Here is an 18,075-nt window from a genome sequence, read left to right as displayed (position 1 = left end):
CTGTTCGAAGAAGCGTTACCTCGCGTTAAGAGACGTGGGCGGAGGGTCGTCGACCTCAGCCCCCACGCCGCGGCGCGACCGAGAATTCCAGGTCGAACAGCGTCGGGACCTTGTCGGTCCGCGCCTTCTCGATCGTCAGCAGTCGGGCCTTGGTCTCGGCGCCGCCCGGCGCGGAAAAGCCACCCATATGGCCCGAGGCGCCCAGCACCCGGTGGCAAGGCACCACGATCGGCCAGGGGTTCTCGCCCAGGGCCTTGCCGACGGCCCGCGCCGCGCCCGGCTCGCCCATCGCTTTCGCCACCTCGCCATAGGTCGAGGTCTCGCCCGGCGTGATGGCCCGGGCGATCTCATAGACCCGCAGGTTGAAGGCTGGCTGGCCGTCCAGGTCGAGCGGGATGTCGGTCAGGTCGTCGCGGCCGCCGGCCAGCAGTCCGCGGATACGCTCCATGACCGTCTCGATCTCGGCGGTCGGCTCGTCTTCGACCGCATCGGGGAAGCGCTTACGCAATCTGGCCCAGGCCGCGCCGGGCGAGCTCTCCGGCAGTTGCACACCGATCAGGCCGCGCTCGCCCCAGGCGACGCCACAGCGGCCGATGATCGTGTCGAACAGGACAAAACGCTGAGCGCTCATGACGAAAAACTAGCAGGCCTGTTGCGACTTGGGAGGGCCACACCGTACGTTTTCCGAAACTTGCTAAGCTTCGGAGGTCGCCTTTGCACCGGATCCTACTCGCCGCCCTGCTGGCCGCGACCTCTTTCACGGCCGCGAACGCCGGCGATATCCTGATCTACGGCGGTCCGATCCACACCGGCGTCGACGCCAAGCCGACGGCCCAGGCGGTGCTGCTGCGCGACGACAGGATCCTGTTCGTCGGCGATCTCGCCACCGCCAAGGCCAAGGCCGCGAAGGACGTTCGCGACATCGACCTGAAGGGCTCGGCCGCCTATCCGGGCTTCGTCGACGCCCACGCCCACCTGACCGGCATCGGCCTGCGCGAGCTGACCCTCAATCTCGATCAGGTGAAGTCGGTGGCCGAGCTGGTCGCCGCCGTGAAGGCCTATGCCGCCGCCCACCCGGAGGGCGCGATCTATGGCCGGGGCTGGATCGAGACCCACTGGCCCGAGAAGCGCTTCCCGACCAAGGCCGACCTGGACGCGGCGGCGCCGGGGCGGATCGTGGTGCTGGGACGATCGGACGGCCACGCCAGCGTCGCCTCCAGCGCCGCCCTGGCCAAGGCCGGGATCACCGCCGCCACCGCCGCGCCGGCCGGCGGCCAGATTCTCAAGGGCCCCGACGGCCAGCCCGACGGCATGCTGATCGACCACGCCCAGTCCCTGGTGGCGGACGTCATCCCGCCGCCCAGCGAGGCCCTTAAGCGTGAAGCCCTGCGCAAGGCCGGCGCGCTCTACGCCGCGCGCGGCTGGACCGGCCTCGCCAATATGAGCGTCATGGCCGACGATCTCGCCTTGCTGCGCGATGAGGCCGCCAAGGGAAGCTTCCACATCCGCGTCGACAACTACATGGACCCCAGCGGCGCGGCCGAAGTGCTGAGCGAGGGTCCGCGGACCGATGCGACCGGCCTGATCCGGACGCGCGGGATCAAGCTCTATATGGACGGCGCGCTGGGATCGCGCGGCGCGGCCCTGCTCGAGCCCTACAGCGACGCCGAGGGCCTGGGCCTGCAGCTGACCCCGCAGGACAAGGGCCTGGCGCTGATGAAAGAGGCCAAGGCGGTGAACGCCCAGGTCGCCATGCACGCCATCGGCGACCGCGGCAACCGCATGACCCTGGACTGGTTCGAGCAGAGCCTGGGCGGCGACACCAAGGCCCGCTGGCGCATCGAGCACGCCCAGATCGTCGCCGACACCGACGTGCCGCGCTTCGCCAAGCTGGGCGTCATCGCCTCGATGCAACCCAGCCACGCCATCGGAGACCTCTATTTCGCCCCCGCGCGCCTGGGTAAGGCCCGCCTGCACGAAGGCTATCGCTGGAAGGACTTCCTGAAGGCCGGCGTCGTGGTCGCGGCCGGCTCGGACGCCCCCGTCGAGGTCGGCGATCCGCGCATCGAGTTCTACGCCGCCGTCTATCGCCACGGGCTGGACGGCTTCGCCAACGCCGACTGGCATCTGGAAGAAGCCGTCACCCGCGCCGAGGCCCTGAAGATGCTGACCCTGGCCCCCGCCTACGCCGTGTTTCGCGAGAAGGAGCTGGGCACGCTGGAGGCCGGCAAGAAGGCCGACCTCACCGCCTTCGACAAGGACTTGATGACGGTCGAGCCCAAGGAGATCCTCACCGCCCAGCCGATGCTGACCGTGGTCGACGGCAAGGTGGTGTTCAGCCGCCCGTAAGCACCGCTGCCGCTTGCCTCCCCACGATTCCCGCCCCACCTTAAAGTCATGAGTGACCGTTCGACCGGCCTGGCCCCTTCGAAGCTGACGGCGGTCCTGGGTCCGACCAATACCGGCAAGACCCACCTGGCCGTCGAACGGATGCTGGCCCACGGGTCGGGGATGATCGGCCTGCCGCTGCGGCTGCTGGCGCGCGAGATCTACGACCGCGTCGTCAAGCTGCGCGGCAAGGCCTCGGTGGCGCTGATCACCGGCGAGGAGAAGATCGTCCCGGCCCGGGCGGTCTATTTCGTCTGCACCGTCGAGGCCATGCCGCTGGCCCGAGAGGTCGAGTTCCTGGCCGTCGACGAGATCCAGCTGTGCGCCGATCCCGAACGCGGCCACATCTTCACCCACCGGCTGCTGCATGCGCGCGGCAAGTTCGAGACCATGTTCCTGGGCGCCGGGACCATGGCCCCGCTGGTGCGTCGACTGCTGCCGGACGCCGAGATCGTGTCGCGCGAGCGGTTCAGCAACCTCTCCTACGCCGGCTCCAAGAAGCTGACCCGCCTGCCCCGGCGGACGGCGATCGTCGCCTTCTCCACCGACGCGGTCTACGCGATCGCCGAACTGATCCGGCGCCAACGCGGCGGGGCGGCCGTGGTCATGGGCAGCTTGAGCCCCCGCACCCGCAACGCCCAGGTCGCGCTCTACCAGTCGGGCGAGGTCGACTTCCTGGTCGCCACCGACGCCATCGGCATGGGCCTGAACATGGACGTCGACCACGTGGCCTTCGCCGGCCTGCGCAAGTTCGACGGCAAGCGCACCCGCTGGCTCTATCCGCAGGAGGTCGGCCAGATCGCCGGCCGGGCGGGACGCTATACCCGCGACGGCACCTTCGGCGTCACCGGCGACTGCGAGGAGATCGACGAGGATCTCGTTGAAGCGGTCGAGAGCCACACCTTCGAGCCGATCCAGGCCGCCGAGTGGCGCAACGCGCGGCTGGACTTCGGCTCTCTGCCCGGCCTGCTGCGCTCGCTGAACGAGACGCCCAAGCGCAATGGCCTGTCGCTGTCGCAGGAGGCCCTCGACGAGCGCACCCTGCGCGCCCTAGCTCAGCAGGAAGACGTCATCAAGCGCTGCAAGACCGACCGCTCGGCCCTGCTGCGGCTGTGGGACGTCTGCCAGACTCCGGACTTCCGCAAGACCACCGACGACGACCATCAGCGCATGGCGCGCACCCTGTTCGACGACCTGACCACTGGCCGCAAGCGCCTGCCCGAGGACTGGATCAACAGCCAGTACAAGGCGCTGGACCGCGTCGACGGCGAGATCGACAGCCTGGCCGGCCGGCTGTCGGGCGTGCGCACGCTCAGCTACATCGCCAACCGTCCCGACTGGGTGGCCAATCCCGCCCACTGGCAAGGCCTGACCCGCCAGCTTGAGGACCGGATCAGCGACACCCTGCACGAAAAGCTGATGGCTCGGTTCATCGACCGGCGCACCAGCGCGCTGATGAAGCAGTTGGGCGAGCGCGAGACGCTCTATGCCGGTGTTGGCCAGGACGGCGAGGTCACGGTCGAGGGCCACGTGGTCGGCCACCTGTCGGGCGTGGCCTTCACCCCGGTCAAGGCGACCTCGCCCCTGGAAGAGAAAGCCCTGCGCAACGCCGCCCAGCGCGCGGTCGGGCCCGAGATCGCCAAGCGCCTGGGCTTGCTGGCCAGCGAAGCCGACGACGCCTTCGCCCTGACGCCCGACGGCGCGATCCTGTGGCGGGGGGAGGCGGCCGGGGCCGTGCGCCGCGACCTGCCCCTGCTGTCGCCCCGCGCCCGCCTGCTGGGCGAACTGGGCCCCGTCGCCGTGCGCGAGCGAGCCGAGCGGCGGCTGGACGCCTTTCTCGCCTCGGAAGTCGACAAGCACCTGGCCCCATTGCGCAAGCTGGAGCGCGCCCTGGCCGGCGGCGAGCTTCGCGGCCTGCCGCGCGGCGTCGCCCACCGCCTGCTGGAAGCCGGCGGCGTGCTCGACAAACGCCCCGTCGACCCGGAACTGAAGGCGCTGAGCCAGGCCGAGCGTCGCACCCTCAAGAGCCTGGGCGTGCGGATCGGGGCCTTCAGCCTCTATTGCCCCGCCGTGCTGAAGGCCGAGGCGATCGCCGCGGCCCGCGCGTTGAACCCGACCGGCTGGCGCGGCGCGCTGACGACGCTGGAGCCCCTGCCCTCGCCCGAGCCCTCGGCCCGCGAACTGTCGGCCAGCGGGCTGCGCGCCGTCGCCGGCTTCAGCATTCCGGTCGAGGCGCTGGAGGCGCTGGACGCCCTTTTGCGCGCCGAGCAGCAGCACGGCGGCGTGGTGCTGACCGACGCGGCGCTGGAGACGCTGGGCTGGACAGCCAAGCAGGCCTCCAACGTCCTGCGCGCCCTCGACTACACCCCCGCCATCCGCGCCAAGCCCGATCAGCCGATCGTCTGGAAGCGCCGTGGCGCCGCCAAGCTGGACCAGACCCCCGTCAAGGCGCGCCCGGACTCGCCGTTCGCGGCCCTGGCCAAGCTGACCGAACCGCCGCCCAGGCGAAAGAAGCCGCGCCGCCGCAAGCCGGCCGCCCAGGCGGCTGGTAAGCAGGCCGCATCATGACGGATATCCAGGGAGACTCCGTCCGCGCCGACGTGTGGCTGTGGCGGGCCCGCTTCTTCAAGACCCGCTCGCTGGCCGCCAGGTTCGTCGACGAGGGCCGCATCCGCCTGACCCGCTCCGGAACCGAGAGCCGCATCGACAAGCCCTCGCGCGCCGTCAAACCCGGCGATGTCGTGGTGTTCGGTCTTGGCGGCCGCCTGATCGCCGTGCGGGTGCTGGACTGCGGCGAACGCCGGGGCCCGGCGACCGAGGCGCGCGGGCTCTATGAGGCGGTGGGGTAACCCTCCGACATCGCCACCGGCGGCCAGATTCTCGCGCTGACACCGCCGCCTTCACGATTGCCGATCACCAGCCTGCCGCCGAAGCGCTTGATCAGGCGCTCGGCGGTGGGAATGCCCAGGCCGAAGCCGCCGGTGTCGCGGGCCCGCGCGGCGTCGCCTCGGAAGAACGGTTCGTAGATGCGGGCCATGGCGTCGGCGGTCAGGCCCGGTCCCTGGTCCAGCACCTCGATCAGCGGCCCCTCCGGACCGTCCGCGACAAGCCGGACGCGCGCCTGGCCACCGAAGCGCACGGCGTTGTCCACCAGCCGGATCAGCGCCTGCTCCAGCGGCCCGCGATGGGTGGTCACTTCCAGGGCCTTGCCGCCTTCGTAGCGCACCACGTCCGGCCACCGCGCCGTCACGCCCAGGATCAACGACGGCAGGTCGACGACCTCGGCGGTGCTGGCCGAGTGCTGGGCCCGCAGCCAGTCAGACAGCGACCGCAGCATGGCGTCCAGCTCGCCGACATTGTCGGCCACCAGGGCCTTGATGTCGTCCGGCTCGATATAGTCCGCCGCCAGGGTCAGGCGGGCCAAAGGCGTGCGCAGGTCGTGGCTGAGCGCCTCCATGGCCCGGGCCTGGTCCTCGATCAGACCGGCGATGCGGCGCTGCATGTCGTTGAACGCCCGGCCCAGTTCGACGAGGTCGTTGGGGCCCTCGACCAGGATCGACGACGGGGGGCTCGCGCCGACGTGGCGCGAGGCCTCGGTCAGGCGGCGCAGGGGCTCGCCCAGCTGGCGCAGAGCGTAGGCGCCCAGGGCGACGCAGGCCAGGGAGAAGACCAGCGTCGTGGCCACCGCGCGCAGGGCGATCGGCCAGGGCCGGGGGAAGTTGCGCGAGCGGAAGGTCAGCCACCGGCCGTCCTCCAGACCCATGACCCCGACCAGGTCGCGGCCGCCCTCGGGCCGGCTTTCGGACCACAGGCGCAGCGGTCGCGCGGCGAGGCTCGGCTCCCATTGGCGGACATAGTCGGCGATGGCGCTGGCCTCGGCCATCCGGGTCCGGGTGACCGGCGGCCCCTCCGGCGGCAGGATCACGACCTTGGCCTCCATGTAGTGCGAGGTCATGACCTTGTCGAAATCGGCCTCGCCCAGCCTGGCGACCCGCTGGCCGACGACCAGCAGTTCGCCGATCCGCCGGGCGTGGTCCTCGCGCAGGGTCTGGCGATCGATGGCGCTATAGAAGGCGACGCTGGCGCAGAGCTGCACCAGCACGACGGCGACCACCACCCAGATGGACCGCCCCACGAAGCCGCGATACCGCCACGGCGCCTTTCCCATCGTCAGAGTCATGCCCGGAGGCTATACGAGACCGCGGGCCCGAGGCCACTAGGGGTTGACCCCGAACCCCTTCAGGAAGCCCGCCACCTCGCTCGCCGGCATCGGCCGGCCGAAGTGGTAGCCCTGGACCTGGTCGCAACCATAGTGTTCCAGCGCCTTCAGCTGCGCGGCGTCCTCGACCCCTTCGGCGACCACCTTCATGCCCATGGATGTGCCGAGCGTGATCACCGCCTTCACGATGGCCTCGTCCTCGGTGTTCTGGACGAAGGACTTGTCGATCTTCAGGCGGTCGATCGGAAACTGGCGCAGGTTGGCGAGACTGGCGTAGCCCGTGCCGAAGTCGTCCAGCGCGATCATCACGCCCGCCTGGTGCAGGCGGCGGACGGTGTCGCTGACCAAGTCCGAGCCCCAGCCCATATAGACGTTTTCGGTGACCTCGATGGTCAGGCGCTCGCACGGCACGTTCCAGCGGGCCAGGCGCTCCTGGATCTCCTCGGCCAGGCGGCCGGACCGGAACTGGGCCGAGCTGATATTGACCGCCACGCGGCCGAACTCGACGCCGTCGTCCAGCCACCGGCGCATCTGCCTCAGAGCCGCCTCGAAGGCGACATCGCCCAGCTTCAGGGAAAGGTCCTGGTCCTCGAACGCCGCCATGAAGCGGGCCGGGGTCAGCACGCCCTGCTCGGGGTGGACCCAGCGCATCAGGGCCTCGAAGCCGGCGACCTTGTTCTCGCGGATGTCGACCACCGGCTGGTAGAACAGGGTGAACTCGTTCTCGACCAGGGCCGCGCGGACGTCGCGCAGCAGCTCCAGCCGCCGCTCGACCTCGGAGCGCATCGACGGCTCGAACACGATGCTGCGGTTGCGGCCGGCCTCCTTGGCGCGATAGAGCGCGATGTCGGCATTCTTGATCATGTGGGCCGGATCGGCGTCCGGGTCGCCGTGCAGAGCGGCCCCGATGCTGGCGCTGGCCGTGAAGCTGCGGCCGCCGTGTTCGATCGGCTGACGCAGCAGGTCCTGCAGCTTGCCGATCGGCCGCGTCATGTCGGCTTCGCCGTGCAGGCCGCGCAGAATCACCGCGAACTCGTCGCCGCCCAGGCGCGCCACCGTGTCGTTGCTGCGGAAGGCGCGCTGCAGCATGCCGGCCAGGCGCTTGAGCAGCGCGTCGCCGGCGTCGTGGCCCAGGCTGTCGTTGATGTCCTTGAAGTGATCGACGTCGATCATGATCAGGCCGAACATCTCGCCCAACGTCTCGGACGCCGCCACCGCCTCCTGGAAGCGGTGCTGGAACAGGGCGCGGTTGGGCAGGCCCGTCAACGGATCCTTGAACGCCAGGGTCTCGATCGCCTCGGTCTGGCGACGGCGGTCGGTGATGTCCTTGAACAGGTTGACCAGCTTCTCGGGCTTGCCGTCGGCCCCGACGAACACCTTGCCCACCGAGCGGACCCAGGTCTCGACCCCATCCTCGCGATTGAGCTTGAACTCGAAGACCCTCGCCTCGCCGATCTTGCGGGTGGCCACCAGGTTGGCGCAGCGCTGGCGGTCCTCGGGATCGACGATTTCCAGCGGATCGTCCTTGAAGCTGCAGTACTTCTGCAGCTCGGGCGCGTGGCCCGAGAAATAGACCTCCTTGGTCCGCAGGTCGTATTCGCGGACCAGCAGGTCGTCGAGCTCCAGGGCCATGGTCAGGCGCTGCTTGTCCCGCTCGGCGCGCAGCACGCTGTCGGCATAGCCGGTGACGTCGCGCGCGGTGACCATCACCGCATAGGTCTCTTCGCTCCCCGGAGCGCCGTCCCGGCAGGCGCTGAACTCGGTGCGCCAGACGTGCTGCGCGCCCTCGGCGTCGACGGTCGGCAGGTAGCGCGAGAAGGCGATCCCCGCCTCGGCGCAGATCAGCAGCGACCCGACGTCCTCGGACGCCACCAGACCGCCCGCTCCGGCGTCTCCGCCGAGGGCCAGGCCGGGCGCGATGCCCTGCCGGGCCCACTCGCGGCTGACGGCGACCAGCACAAGGTCGCGATCCAGCAAGGCCGCGGCGAACGGAATCTCGCGAATGAACTCGCCGAACGCGCGGGCGCGCGCCTTGGCCAGGGCGCGCTTGACGGCGTCGGGTTCCGGAATCGGTTGGGCGGCCAAGGCTTCAATCTTCATGCGTGCCGGCTTCCCGACTTGTTTTTATTGAGCGTTTCCAGTCCCACATATTGGCGTTCGTTCGATAAGAAAGTGTTCTCGGCGCTACACGCCATCGGGCGCTTTGTCGCGCCCGCCGCAAGGCGCGACCGCGGAAAGACCCCAGACTGGCGACACATAGAGAATTCCTGGGCGCGCGTGCGGCCAAGCCGCATTGACAAGCGGGCCCCAGGCTTCGAAAACGCGCCCGCCGAACTTCGTCCGACATCATTCGAGTTTTCGATGACCTACATCGTCACCGACGCCTGCGTCCGCTGCAAGTTCATGGATTGCGTGGAGGTGTGCCCGGTCGATTGCTTCTACGAGGGCGAGAACTTCCTCGTCATCAATCCCGACGAATGCATCGATTGCGGCGTCTGCGAACCGGAGTGCCCGATCGACGCCATCAAGCCGGACACCGAGGACGAACCGGACGGCAAGTGGCTGAAGATCAACGCCGACTACGCCAAGGTCTGGCCGAACATCACCGTCAAGGGCGAGCCGCCCGCCGACCGCGAGGATTTCGAGCGCGAGACCGGCAAGTTCGAGAAATACTTCAGCGAAAAGCCCGGCAAGGGCTCGTAAGCTCGCCGGCACGCCCGTTTCTGGTGGACATCAGAAACGGGTCAGCAGGCTCCGCTTCCAGCACTAGAAGCATGGCGGGCGTCGAAACCGCTTACATTTTCGACTGCCACGCCCCGCCTCGATTTCTCAAGCTTGATCCCCCGCCAAGCCGCGAAAGCTTGGCGACGCTCCGCCTTTGCCGGACGCAACCCTTTCATAGGGCTGAATTTTATGCTATTGTCGCTGTCGACGTGACGGTTGCGGCTAATCGCGACAGTCCGTCTTGTCGAAGAAGCCGTTTCAGCAAACCAGTTTGAGCCGGCTCGCCCGATCGAAGGCGAAGGGTGTCTTAGAGATCTATTCCCAATCCTGACAGGCCTGGCCCCGCGCACATTCTTCCGCGGAGCAAGAACCTGTCGTTTTTGATTTGGAATGGACACGGCGTTCGGGCCCCGCGGGCCTGCATAGATGAGGACGAACATGAGCAAGAGCGGTCTGGAATTCTCGGTCAGCGACCACGTCGTTTACCCCGCGCACGGCGTTGGCACCATTCAGGCGGTCGAGACCCAGGAAGTGGCCGGTTATTCGCTCGAAGTCTACGTCATCACCTTCGACCACGAGAAAATGACCCTCCGCGTCCCGACCAAGAAGGCCAAGACGGCCGGCCTGCGTCCGCTGGCGGAAGGCGGCACCGTTTCGCAAGCCCTCACCACCCTGAAGGGCCGCGCCCGCGTGAAGCGCACCATGTGGTCGCGTCGCGCCCAGGAATACGAAGCCAAGATCAATTCGGGCGATCTGATCTCGATCGCCGAAGTGGTCCGCGACCTGCACCGCGCCGAGAACCAGCCGGAACAGTCCTACTCGGAACGCCAGCTGTATGAATCGGCCCTGGACCGCATGGCCCGCGAAGTCGCCGCCATCGAGCGCATCGACCGCGAAGCCGCCATCGGCATCCTGACCAAGTCGCTGGTCAAGGCCGCTTAAGCGACCTCTTCCGATCCGGTTACCGAAAACGCCCCTCGCCTCGCGGGGGGCGTTTTTGTTTGCTCACGCCTCCGAAGAACGGCGGTTGACCACAGCGATGACAAGTGTCAACGTCGATTCGTTGACAACTGTCATCGAGAGGCGACCATGAAGATCAGTTCGGCGGAAAGCGTCGTGATGGAGGCGCTGTGGCGACGTAGCCCCCTGACCTCCGAGGCCATCATCAGCGAGGTCGGCGAGCCCCAGGGCTGGACCGAGGGCACGGTCAAGGTGCTGATCAGCCGCTTGGTCAAGAAGAAGGCGGTCGCCGCCCAGGCCGACGGCCGCCGATATCTCTATTCGCCGCTGGTCTCGCGTCAGGCCTATGTCGGGACCGAGAGCCAGGGCCTGTTGGATCGCCTGTTCGGCGGACGGCTGGCGCCGCTGGTCACTCACTTTTCCGAAAGCGACAAGCTCAGCGACGAGGACATCGCCGAACTGAAGGCCCTGATCGAGAAGATCGGCAAATGAGCGCGGCGACCCTTCCCGCCGTCCTCCAGGCCAATCTGGTCCTCGCCGTCGCCGTCCTGGCGATCCTGGGCCTGCGCCGCCTCGTGCGAGAGCGCTTCGGCGCGTTGGCGGCCTACGCCCTGTGGCTGGTCGCGCCGGTCTGCCTGCTCGCTGGATTGCTGCCCGTCCATGCCCCGTCGGCGGTCACGGCGCCGGTCGTCACCCTGGTCGGGGCCGGCGCGCGCGGCCTCGCCCCCGTGGCCCGGCAGGCGGCCAGCCTGACGCCCCTGCTGATCGCGGTCTGGATGGGCGGGGCGCTGGTCACCGCGGCCCTGTTCGCGGTGCGCCAGCTTCAATTCGTCCGCGCGCTCGGCCGCCTGACGCCGCTGGACAGCGATCCCGATATTCTGCGCGGCGAGCACCTGGGCGGCGGGCCGATGCTGCTGGGCGCCATTCGACCGCGCATCGTCGTCCCGGCCGACTTCGAGACGCGCTTCACCGGTCCGGCCCGCCGCCTGGTCCTCGAACATGAGCGCGTCCACCAGACGCGCGGCGACGCGGCGGTCAACGGGCTGGTGGTGGGCCTGCGCTGCCTGGCCTGGTTCAACCCGCTGGCCCATCTGGGCGCCCGCCGTTTCCGCGTCGACCAGGAGATCGCCTGCGACGCCGCCGTCACCACCGCCCGCCCCGACGACCGGCGGCTCTATGCCGAGCTGCTGCTGGGCGCCGCCATGACCCCTTTTTCCGCGCCGTTCGGCTGCCATTGGCCGGCGACCGGCGTCCATCCCCTGAAGGAGAGACTGACGATGCTGAACAATATCTCCACGACGGTCGCCCGCCGCCGCGCTGGCCTGATCCTGGTCGGCGCGATCGCCCTGGCCGGCGCTGGCACGGTCTGGGCCGCCACGCCCGCGCCCGCCAAGCCTTCGCTCATCGCGCCGGATTGGGCCACGAAGCCGACCGCCCAGGATCTGGTGCGCTACTATCCGGCCGAGGCCGCAAAGGCGCACCTCCCCGGCCGGTCTACGGTCAGTTGCGACGTCAAGCTCGACGGGCATCTGGAGAACTGCACGGTGCTTTCGGAAAGCCCGACGGAGGCTGGCTTCGGCGAGGCGACCCTGGCGCTGACCCAGTACTTCCAGATGAAGCCGGCCTCGCTGGACGGCAAGCCGACCGCCGGCGGCAAGGTCACCATTCCGATCAAATTCCAGGCCGGCCCCAACGCCCCCAGCCAGTAGCCTGACCAGAAGGCGCTCCGACCACGGAGCGCCTTCGTTCCCCTGATTGCCCGCGCGCGACAAAGCAGGCTAGCTGAAGACCTTCAGCCTTGGGGACGAAATTTCGCATGGACGCCAGGGCCGAAGCCAACGCCCCGCAAGGCGCGGTCACCCGCTTTCTGGTCTCGGCCCCGCCCTGGGTGTTCGCGCTCTACGGCGGTCTTTCGTCGTTCGCCGTCTATTTCGCCATGTTCGGCTATCGCAAGCCGTTCGCCGCGGCCGCCTTCGCCCATCCCGACGGCTGGCCGTTCGCCTTCGACTTCAAGATCGCCCTCGTGATCGCTCAGGTCGCCGGCTACGCCACCGCCAAGTTCATCGGGGTCAAGGTGATCTCGGAGATGCGGGCCAGCCGCCGGGCCGTGGCGATCCTGGGCCTGATCTTCGGGGCCCAGATGGCGCTGCTGCTGTTCGGCCTGCTGCCCGCGGCGATCGGGCCGATGGCGCTGTATCTGAACGGCCTGTGCCTGGGCATGATCTGGGGTCTGGTCTTCGGCTTTCTCGAGGGCCGCCGCCTGACCGAGGTGCTGGGGGCCATGCTGTGCGCCAGCTTCATCCTGTCGTCGGGCGTGGCCAAGTCGGTCGGCAAGATGCTGCTGCTGTCGAATGTCGACGAGAAATGGATGCCGGCCGTGGCAGGTCTGGTCTTCACGCCGCTGATGCTGATCGCCGTGGTCGCCCTGGCCCAGCTGCCGCCGCCCTCGCCCGCCGACGAGGCCGAGCGCGTGCGCCGCGCGCCGATGAACGCCAAGGATCGCGCCGCCCTGTTCGCCGCCCACGCTCCGGCCCTGATCCTGCTGATCGCGGTCTATGTGATGCTGACGGCCCTGCGCGATTTCCGCGACAACTTCTCGGCCGAGATCTGGGCCGAGCTGGGCTTTCCGAACGCCGCCTCGATCTTCACCCTGTCGGAGCTGCCGGTGGCGGCGATCGTTCTGGTCGGCCTGGCCGCCCTGATGGGGGTCAAGGACAACCGCCGCGCGGTGGCCTTCAACCTCGGCTTCGTGGCGCTTGGCTTCGCCCTGCTGGGCGCCTCGACCCTGGCCTATCAACTGCACGTGCTGCCGCCGGTCTGGTGGATGATCCTGGCCGGGGCCGGGCTCTACATGGGCTATACGCCGTTCAACGCCATGCTGTTCGACCGGATGATCGCCGCCACCGGCAAGGTCGGCACGGCCGGCTTCCTGATCTATGTGGCGGACTCGTTCGGCTATGTCGGCAGCATCTCGCTGCTGCTGGTGAAGTCGTTCGGTCACTTCGACATCGCCTGGGGCCAGTTCCTGGCGTTCGGGGCCTATGTCGCCTGCGGCCTCGGTTTGGTAGGCCTGTTCTTCGCCAACCGCTTTCTAGCGAAGCTCTGACACGGCCCTGGTCGGCATGGCGATCTTGCGGCTGGCCAAGCCCGGCGCCACTTGAGTTCCACAGGCTTCGGCGCGAAAACTTCAGCGGCGGGTCCCCTTCGGAATCAGAGTTCATGCATGTCCTGATCGCCTCGGCGGCCGTGCTGGCCATCCTTGCAGCCAGCCCGGCCCACGCGGCCGACAAGCCGCAAAAACCCAAGCCCGATCGCAGCCAGTGCTTCCGGGCCGATGACATCAACGGCTTCAGCGTCGTCGACGACCGGACCGTCGACGTCTCGATCGGGCCACGCAATGTCTGGCGCCTGACCCTGTTCTCGCCGGCCCGCGACATCGACACCAGCCTGCGCATCGGCGTCGAGGCGCGCGGCGGTTCGTGGGTGTGTCAGGGCATGGACGCCACGGTGATCGCGCCAGGCCCGATCGGCGTGCAGCGCTATCCGGTAACCGAGGTCCGCAAGCTGTCGCCGGAAGAGCTGGCCCCGAAGAAGAAGCCGAAGCCCTAAAGCGGCTGATCGACCGGCGCGGGGGCTGGGCTCACCGCGCCGGGCAGCCGCGCCTTCAGCCGCAGGGTCGGCTTCTCGACCAGGAACCACGACGCCGCCGCGAACGGCAGGGTCAGGGCCAGTGACGTTAGCACGTTGAGGCGACCGTGCTCGGCCAGCACCTGCTGCAGCGGGAAGCTGTAGATGTAGAGGCCATACGACAAGTCGGCCGGCAACCTTGGCGCCGTCATCCGCCCCAGGGCCACGACGGCCAGGGGCAGACCCAGGAACCAGGCCGGCGTCGGCAGCAGCGCCAGGCCGATCGTCGCCGTCCAGGCTGGCGGCTTCGCCCTGAACGCCTCGAGCGCCGCGCCGCACAGGAACAGCCAGCCGTTCAAGGTCGCCAGCGAGGCCAGCCGCGCCGTTTCGCCCCGCGCGTCGAGGCCGGTGAAGTGGACGACCATGAACGCCCCGCCCGCCAGCAGCGCCAGCCCGGCCAGCACCGGCGCGCGGACCAGCCGCAGGGCGCCGAGGGCGGCCAGACCCAGATAGGCGGTGAACTCCAGCCGCAGGCTCCACAGCGAGCCGTTGACCACATCGGGATAGGGCGCGTCGGAGAAGACGCCCGGCAGCTCGTAGGTGACCGCGTAGAGGCTGAGGTTATTCAGGACATAGAGCAGCGGCGCGGCGCCGCCGAAATAGTCCGCGACCGACAGGCCGCTGACCAAAGGTCCCAGCACGAAGGCGGTCAGCAGCAGGGCGGCCAGCAGGCCCGGCGCGACGCGCAGCACCCGCTTGGCCAGGAACGCGCCGACGCCGGGGGTGCGGCGCAGGCTGGCGGTCACCAGATAGCCGCTGATCACGAAGAAGATCCCGACGCCCAGGGTTCCCAGATCAGGGCCTAGGGGATCGGGTCCCCATCCGATCATCCAGGGCGCTGCGCCGTTCAGCACGCGAACGTGGTGAACCACCACCAGCGCGGCCGCGATCAGCCGGAGGTGATCGAAGCCATTCGCTGCTGAGCCGGGCTGAGACACGCACCCTGCTTAAGGGCGCCCGTCCCGGCCTGACAAGCCGTCAGCTAAATAGCGGCACCGGCCCACGCCCGCCGCCGTTCCAGGCGCCCCAATTCGGGAACACATAGGGCAGATCGGCGGCGCTGACGCCGTACCACTGGGCGATGGCCCCGATATATTCCTCTGTGGCGATCGAGGGGATCCAGCGGCCGTCGTTGGAGGCGTCCTCCGGGCCGCCGAAGGTCACGTCCGGATAGCGGCCGTGCACCTTGCCGTTGGCGAGCGCCCCGCCGACCACCAGGTGGTTCGAGCCCCAGGCGTGATCGCTGCCGCCGCTGGCGTTGCCTTTGTAGACGCGGCCGAAGTCCGACATCGTGAAGGCGGTGACGTTGTCCTGCAGGCCCAGGGCCTTCATGGCGTTGTAGAACCCGGCCAGGGCGTTGCCGAGATCGGCATAGAGGTTCTTGTGCGCCGCCACCTGGTTGGTGTGGGTGTCGTAGCCGCCCTGACTGACGAAGAAGGTCTGCTTGGCGTGGCCCAGGGTGTTGCGCGCCTCGATCATCCGGGCCGCGCGCAGCAGTTGGCGGGAGATGTCCGAGGTCAGGGCCGCGCCGGTGGCCGGGTTGACGAAGTATTTGTCCACCGCCGAGGTCGTCGCCGTGATGATGCTGTTGGCCTGCACCGCCTGGGCGTAGGCCGAGGACATGCCCCTGCCGGTCAGGTCGGTGATCGCGCCGTACGACGAGGCGTCGGCGAAGACGTCCAGGGCGGCCTGGCGGGCCTTCACCGCCGCGTCGGTGCTGGCGGCGTTATAGCCGTTGCGGACGATCGAGCCCGACGACGGCAGGATCAGCGGCGCGGTGCGGTCGCCGATCAGGGCCAGGTTCGAGCCGCCGATCGAGATCAGCGGCGGCAGGTTGGACGCGCCACCGGCGCGGTCGTGGATCCGCCCCATGTAGCCGTCCTTGTTGGTGGCGCGCATGCGCATGCCCTGCCACTGGTTCTGCTGATCCTCGTGGGACATCAGGTTGACCGGGCGCAGGTCCGGGCGGCTGGTGTAGAGGGCCTTGGTCAGGGGCGCGAACAGCGTGCCGGTGTTGAGCACCACGCCCAGGCCGCCGTCGTCCCAGACCGACTTCAGGGCGGTCATCGAGCCGTGCCGGTCAGGGGCACGAGGCTGCTCTGAGCCAGGGCCAGGCTGGCTCCGCGCTGCTTGGCGTAGTCGGCATAGCGGCCATCGGTGGGCGCCACCATGTTCCAGGCGTCGTTGCCGCCGAACAGGAAGACGCCGACCATGGCGCGGTAACCGCCGCCGTCGGCGGCGAGCGCGCTGGAGAGGCCCAGTTGCCCCAGAGCCGCGACGGCCGAGCCGCCCGCGACCATCTGCATGATTTCACGACGAGAAACGGTCATGGTTACGCCTACCGATCGACTTGGAAGAGCGGCGACGACGCCGCGATGTAGAGGGCGACCTGGGCGCGCTTGCGGGCCTGCAGGGCGGGGTCGGTGTTCTTGACGGCGGCCATGGCGGTCGTCAGCGCCTGGCGCTGGGCGGACGTCATCGTGCCGTTCAGCAGGACGAGGTTGATGCGGTCGATGGTCTTGCCATCGTTCGTCCCGTTGGCTTCCCAGCTGGCCCAGTTGGGGATCGTGCCGGTGGCGCCGAGGGTCGGCTTGAACTCGTTGCGCGTGGCGTCGCCGCCGACCGTCCAGTCGTAGAGGAAGTTGTGGCGGGCGATGATCGTGGAGGTGGTCATCAGCTTGGTGACCGGGCTGAGCAGGCCGGCCCCCTGCGGCAGCGGGAAGTCGTAGGGGTAGTAGTTGAACACCGATGGCGCGCGGAACGGGGCCTGGCCCAGGCCGGCGTCGCGCGTCGTGAAGGCATAGCCGTCGGTCGCGTAGCCGATCGCCCGGGCCAGCGATGTGACCAGCAGCACCGGCTCCTTGACCTTGCCCGGCAGTTGCGAGGCGGCGCGGGCCTCGCTGTCCAGATAGATCGCCTTGACCACCGCCTTCATGTCGCCGCGCACGCCCGCGCCGTTGTCGGCGAAGACGGCCGCGACCCGCCCGACATAGGCCGGGGTCGGATTGGCGATGGTCAGCTGCTGGATCAGCCGCTTGCAGATGTAGGGGCCGGTGTTGGGGTGGTTGAACACCGCGTCCACCACGGCGTCGACGCTGGCCTGCTGGGTCGCGTTGGCCGGCACCGTCTTGCCCAGGAAGGTCTTGGCGCCCACGTCGTAGCGCGCGGCATAGACCACCATCGGCTTGGTCCAGTCGCGGTTGGTGTTGTCGGTCAGGGCCGCGCCGTTCAGGCGGGCATAGGTCCAGCCGCTCAGGGCGCGGGCCACTTCCTTGACGTCGGTGTTGCTGTAGGTGGCGATGGTCGCGCCGGCGTTGTCGGTCTGCGGCGTGCCGTCCGGGTTCAGCAGGACCGTGCCGACCGAGAACAGCTGCATCAGTTCGCGGGCGTAGTTCTCGTTGGGCTGGCTCTTGTTGCTGTCGGCCATGTCCAGGTAGTCGCCCATGTACGGGTTCAGGGTGACGGCCTTGAGGATGTCGCGGTAGTTGCCGAAGGCGTTGCTCAGCAGGATCTGGTTGAAGGTCGCCAGGCCGGCGGTGTTGCCGACGTCGACGGCCGAGGCGACGACGATCTGCGACAAGGCGAAGGCGACTCGCTGGCGCAGCTGGTCATCCCTGCCGATCGCATTGGCGTAGAACCGCATCTGCATCGGCGTGGCCGTGAAGTTGTCGCGATTGCAGTTGGTCAGATCGGTCCCGGTCAGGGTCGAGCAGAAGTTGCTCGGCACGGGCTTGGCCGCCATGTCGGCGTAGCTGCTCGAGGACAGCGCCAGTTGCTCGTTCAGCCAAGCTTCCGCGCCGCCCAGGGCGTGGATGTGATCGATCAGCTCGAGCGTCGGCCCAAAGCTGCCCTGCTTGGCGAGGCGGGCGGCCGTTTCGCGGGTGAAGTCCCCCGGCGCCGCCGGCGAGGTGCCGCCCAGGCCGCCGGTCGCGATCGACGCGGGCTTTTCAGCGCTGGACGATCCGCCGCCGCTGTTCCCACTTGAGCCTCCGCCGCCACAGGCGGTGAGGAAGAAAGCCAAACTCAGCGCGGCCGCCGAGCCAAAGTCCTGTTTACGCATGACAAGGTCCCTGACGCGCCGCGAGAGGCCGGCGCGC

The 18,075-nt window shown here is 68.8% G+C and carries 16 protein-coding genes; 9 read left to right on the top strand and 7 right to left on the bottom strand.

All coding sequences use genetic code 11. The annotated features are described in order from the left end of the window. Positions 1–55: 55 nt before the first annotated feature. The gene (locus tag AC1RJ9_RS23530) at positions 56–631 is read right to left on the bottom strand and encodes a methylated-DNA--[protein]-cysteine S-methyltransferase (RefSeq protein ID WP_492840385.1); all 576 of its coding nucleotides are present in this window, start codon (positions 629–631) and stop codon (positions 56–58) included. Between the two features lie 83 nt (positions 632–714). On the opposite strand from AC1RJ9_RS23530, the gene AC1RJ9_RS23525 reads away from it, so the two are divergent. From AC1RJ9_RS23525 to AC1RJ9_RS23515, 3 genes are read left to right on the top strand one after another with little or no spacing between them, the layout of a single operon-like run. Then, the gene (locus AC1RJ9_RS23525; RefSeq protein WP_492840387.1) at positions 715–2,349 is read left to right on the top strand and encodes an amidohydrolase; all 1,635 of its coding nucleotides are present in this window, start codon (positions 715–717) and stop codon (positions 2,347–2,349) included. Positions 2,350–2,397: 48 nt separating this feature from the next. Continuing rightward, positions 2,398–4,956 (top strand): helicase-related protein, encoded by a 2,559-nt coding sequence (locus tag AC1RJ9_RS23520; RefSeq protein ID WP_492840389.1) that lies wholly within the window; start codon positions 2,398–2,400, stop codon positions 4,954–4,956. Further along, positions 4,953–5,237 (top strand): RNA-binding S4 domain-containing protein, encoded by a 285-nt coding sequence (locus AC1RJ9_RS23515; protein ID WP_492840391.1) that lies wholly within the window; start codon positions 4,953–4,955, stop codon positions 5,235–5,237. Before AC1RJ9_RS23520 ends, AC1RJ9_RS23515 begins: the two co-directional genes overlap by 4 nt. On the opposite strand, the gene AC1RJ9_RS23510 is transcribed toward AC1RJ9_RS23515, so the two are convergent. Both AC1RJ9_RS23510 and AC1RJ9_RS23505 read right to left on the bottom strand, forming a co-directional pair. Further along, on the bottom strand, positions 5,219–6,568 hold the full coding sequence (locus tag AC1RJ9_RS23510) for an ATP-binding protein (RefSeq protein WP_492840393.1): 1,350 nt from the start codon (positions 6,566–6,568) through the stop codon (positions 5,219–5,221). The genes AC1RJ9_RS23515 and AC1RJ9_RS23510 overlap by 19 nt on opposite strands. Before the next feature lie 36 nt (positions 6,569–6,604). Then, the gene (locus AC1RJ9_RS23505; RefSeq protein WP_492840395.1) at positions 6,605–8,707 is read right to left on the bottom strand and encodes a putative bifunctional diguanylate cyclase/phosphodiesterase; all 2,103 of its coding nucleotides are present in this window, start codon (positions 8,705–8,707) and stop codon (positions 6,605–6,607) included. Between the two features lie 261 nt (positions 8,708–8,968). Here AC1RJ9_RS23505 and fdxA point away from each other — a divergent pair, with 261 nt between their 5' ends. The 6 genes from fdxA to AC1RJ9_RS23475 all read left to right on the top strand — a co-directional run bounded on the left by fdxA (position 8,969) and on the right by AC1RJ9_RS23475 (position 13,900). Then, entirely contained in the window at positions 8,969–9,310 is a 342-nt protein-coding gene (gene fdxA / locus AC1RJ9_RS23500) for a ferredoxin FdxA (RefSeq protein ID WP_492840397.1), read from the top strand. A gap of 459 nt (positions 9,311–9,769) precedes the next feature. Next, positions 9,770–10,273 carry a CarD family transcriptional regulator gene (locus tag AC1RJ9_RS23495; RefSeq protein ID WP_492840399.1) on the top strand — a complete coding sequence of 168 codons (504 nt, stop codon included), beginning with the start codon at positions 9,770–9,772 and terminating at the stop codon, positions 10,271–10,273. Between the two features lie 147 nt (positions 10,274–10,420). Beyond that, the gene (locus AC1RJ9_RS23490; RefSeq protein WP_492840401.1) at positions 10,421–10,783 is read left to right on the top strand and encodes a BlaI/MecI/CopY family transcriptional regulator; all 363 of its coding nucleotides are present in this window, start codon (positions 10,421–10,423) and stop codon (positions 10,781–10,783) included. Further along, positions 10,780–12,000, top strand: coding sequence for a TonB family protein (locus AC1RJ9_RS23485; protein ID WP_492840403.1), 1,221 nt, complete (start codon positions 10,780–10,782; stop codon positions 11,998–12,000). The genes AC1RJ9_RS23490 and AC1RJ9_RS23485 overlap by 4 nt, the downstream gene beginning before the upstream one ends. A 107-nt stretch (positions 12,001–12,107) precedes the next feature. Further along, positions 12,108–13,397 carry a DUF5690 family protein gene (locus AC1RJ9_RS23480; protein WP_492840405.1) on the top strand — a complete coding sequence of 430 codons (1,290 nt, stop codon included), beginning with the start codon at positions 12,108–12,110 and terminating at the stop codon, positions 13,395–13,397. A 113-nt stretch (positions 13,398–13,510) separates the two neighbouring features. Further along, positions 13,511–13,900 carry a DUF6491 family protein gene (locus tag AC1RJ9_RS23475; protein ID WP_492840407.1) on the top strand — a complete coding sequence of 130 codons (390 nt, stop codon included), beginning with the start codon at positions 13,511–13,513 and terminating at the stop codon, positions 13,898–13,900. Here the strand turns inward: AC1RJ9_RS23475 and AC1RJ9_RS23470 are convergent. Genes AC1RJ9_RS23470 through AC1RJ9_RS23455 form a run of 4 tightly spaced genes read right to left on the bottom strand, consistent with a single transcriptional unit; the run spans position 13,897 to position 18,038 of the window. Further along, positions 13,897–14,916: an acyltransferase family protein gene (locus tag AC1RJ9_RS23470; RefSeq protein WP_492840409.1), complete on the bottom strand. Its 1,020-nt coding sequence runs from the start codon at positions 14,914–14,916 to the stop codon at positions 13,897–13,899. The two genes, AC1RJ9_RS23475 and AC1RJ9_RS23470, sit on opposite strands and share 4 nt — an antisense overlap. Positions 14,917–14,956: 40 nt before the next feature. Further along, entirely contained in the window at positions 14,957–16,045 is a 1,089-nt protein-coding gene (locus AC1RJ9_RS23465) for a DUF1501 domain-containing protein (protein ID WP_492840411.1), read from the bottom strand. Continuing rightward, entirely contained in the window at positions 16,042–16,308 is a 267-nt protein-coding gene (locus AC1RJ9_RS23460; RefSeq protein WP_492840412.1) for a hypothetical protein, read from the bottom strand. Before AC1RJ9_RS23460 ends, AC1RJ9_RS23465 begins: the two co-directional genes overlap by 4 nt. Positions 16,309–16,316: 8 nt before the next feature. Beyond that, positions 16,317–18,038 (bottom strand): DUF1800 domain-containing protein, encoded by a 1,722-nt coding sequence (locus tag AC1RJ9_RS23455; protein WP_492840414.1) that lies wholly within the window; start codon positions 18,036–18,038, stop codon positions 16,317–16,319. Positions 18,039–18,075: the final 37 nt, after the last annotated feature.

It is taken from the genome of Caulobacter sp. GW822-FHT07D08, from assembly GCF_058798735.1.
This window is presented reverse-complemented; position numbering and strand designations above follow the sequence as displayed.

Excerpts from the sequence above, each read along its gene's own strand:
- AC1RJ9_RS23530 (WP_492840385.1), bottom strand. The coding sequence starts at position 631 with ATGAGCGCTCAGCGTTTTGTCCTGTTCGACACGATCATCGGCCGCTGT.
- AC1RJ9_RS23520 (WP_492840389.1), top strand. The coding sequence starts at position 2,398 with ATGAGTGACCGTTCGACCGGCCTGGCCCCTTCGAAGCTGACGGCGGTC.
- AC1RJ9_RS23515 (WP_492840391.1), top strand. The coding sequence starts at position 4,953 with ATGACGGATATCCAGGGAGACTCCGTCCGCGCCGACGTGTGGCTGTGG.
- AC1RJ9_RS23510 (WP_492840393.1), bottom strand. The coding sequence starts at position 6,568 with ATGACTCTGACGATGGGAAAGGCGCCGTGGCGGTATCGCGGCTTCGTG.
- AC1RJ9_RS23505 (WP_492840395.1), bottom strand. The coding sequence starts at position 8,707 with ATGAAGATTGAAGCCTTGGCCGCCCAACCGATTCCGGAACCCGACGCC.
- fdxA (WP_492840397.1), top strand. The coding sequence starts at position 8,969 with ATGACCTACATCGTCACCGACGCCTGCGTCCGCTGCAAGTTCATGGAT.
- AC1RJ9_RS23495 (WP_492840399.1), top strand. The coding sequence starts at position 9,770 with ATGAGCAAGAGCGGTCTGGAATTCTCGGTCAGCGACCACGTCGTTTAC.
- AC1RJ9_RS23490 (WP_492840401.1), top strand. The coding sequence starts at position 10,421 with ATGAAGATCAGTTCGGCGGAAAGCGTCGTGATGGAGGCGCTGTGGCGA.
- AC1RJ9_RS23485 (WP_492840403.1), top strand. The coding sequence starts at position 10,780 with ATGAGCGCGGCGACCCTTCCCGCCGTCCTCCAGGCCAATCTGGTCCTC.
- AC1RJ9_RS23480 (WP_492840405.1), top strand. The coding sequence starts at position 12,108 with ATGGACGCCAGGGCCGAAGCCAACGCCCCGCAAGGCGCGGTCACCCGC.
- AC1RJ9_RS23475 (WP_492840407.1), top strand. The coding sequence starts at position 13,511 with ATGCATGTCCTGATCGCCTCGGCGGCCGTGCTGGCCATCCTTGCAGCC.
- AC1RJ9_RS23465 (WP_492840411.1), bottom strand. The coding sequence starts at position 16,045 with ATGACCGCCCTGAAGTCGGTCTGGGACGACGGCGGCCTGGGCGTGGTG.
- AC1RJ9_RS23460 (WP_492840412.1), bottom strand. The coding sequence starts at position 16,308 with ATGACCGTTTCTCGTCGTGAAATCATGCAGATGGTCGCGGGCGGCTCG.
- AC1RJ9_RS23455 (WP_492840414.1), bottom strand. The coding sequence starts at position 18,038 with ATGCGTAAACAGGACTTTGGCTCGGCGGCCGCGCTGAGTTTGGCTTTC.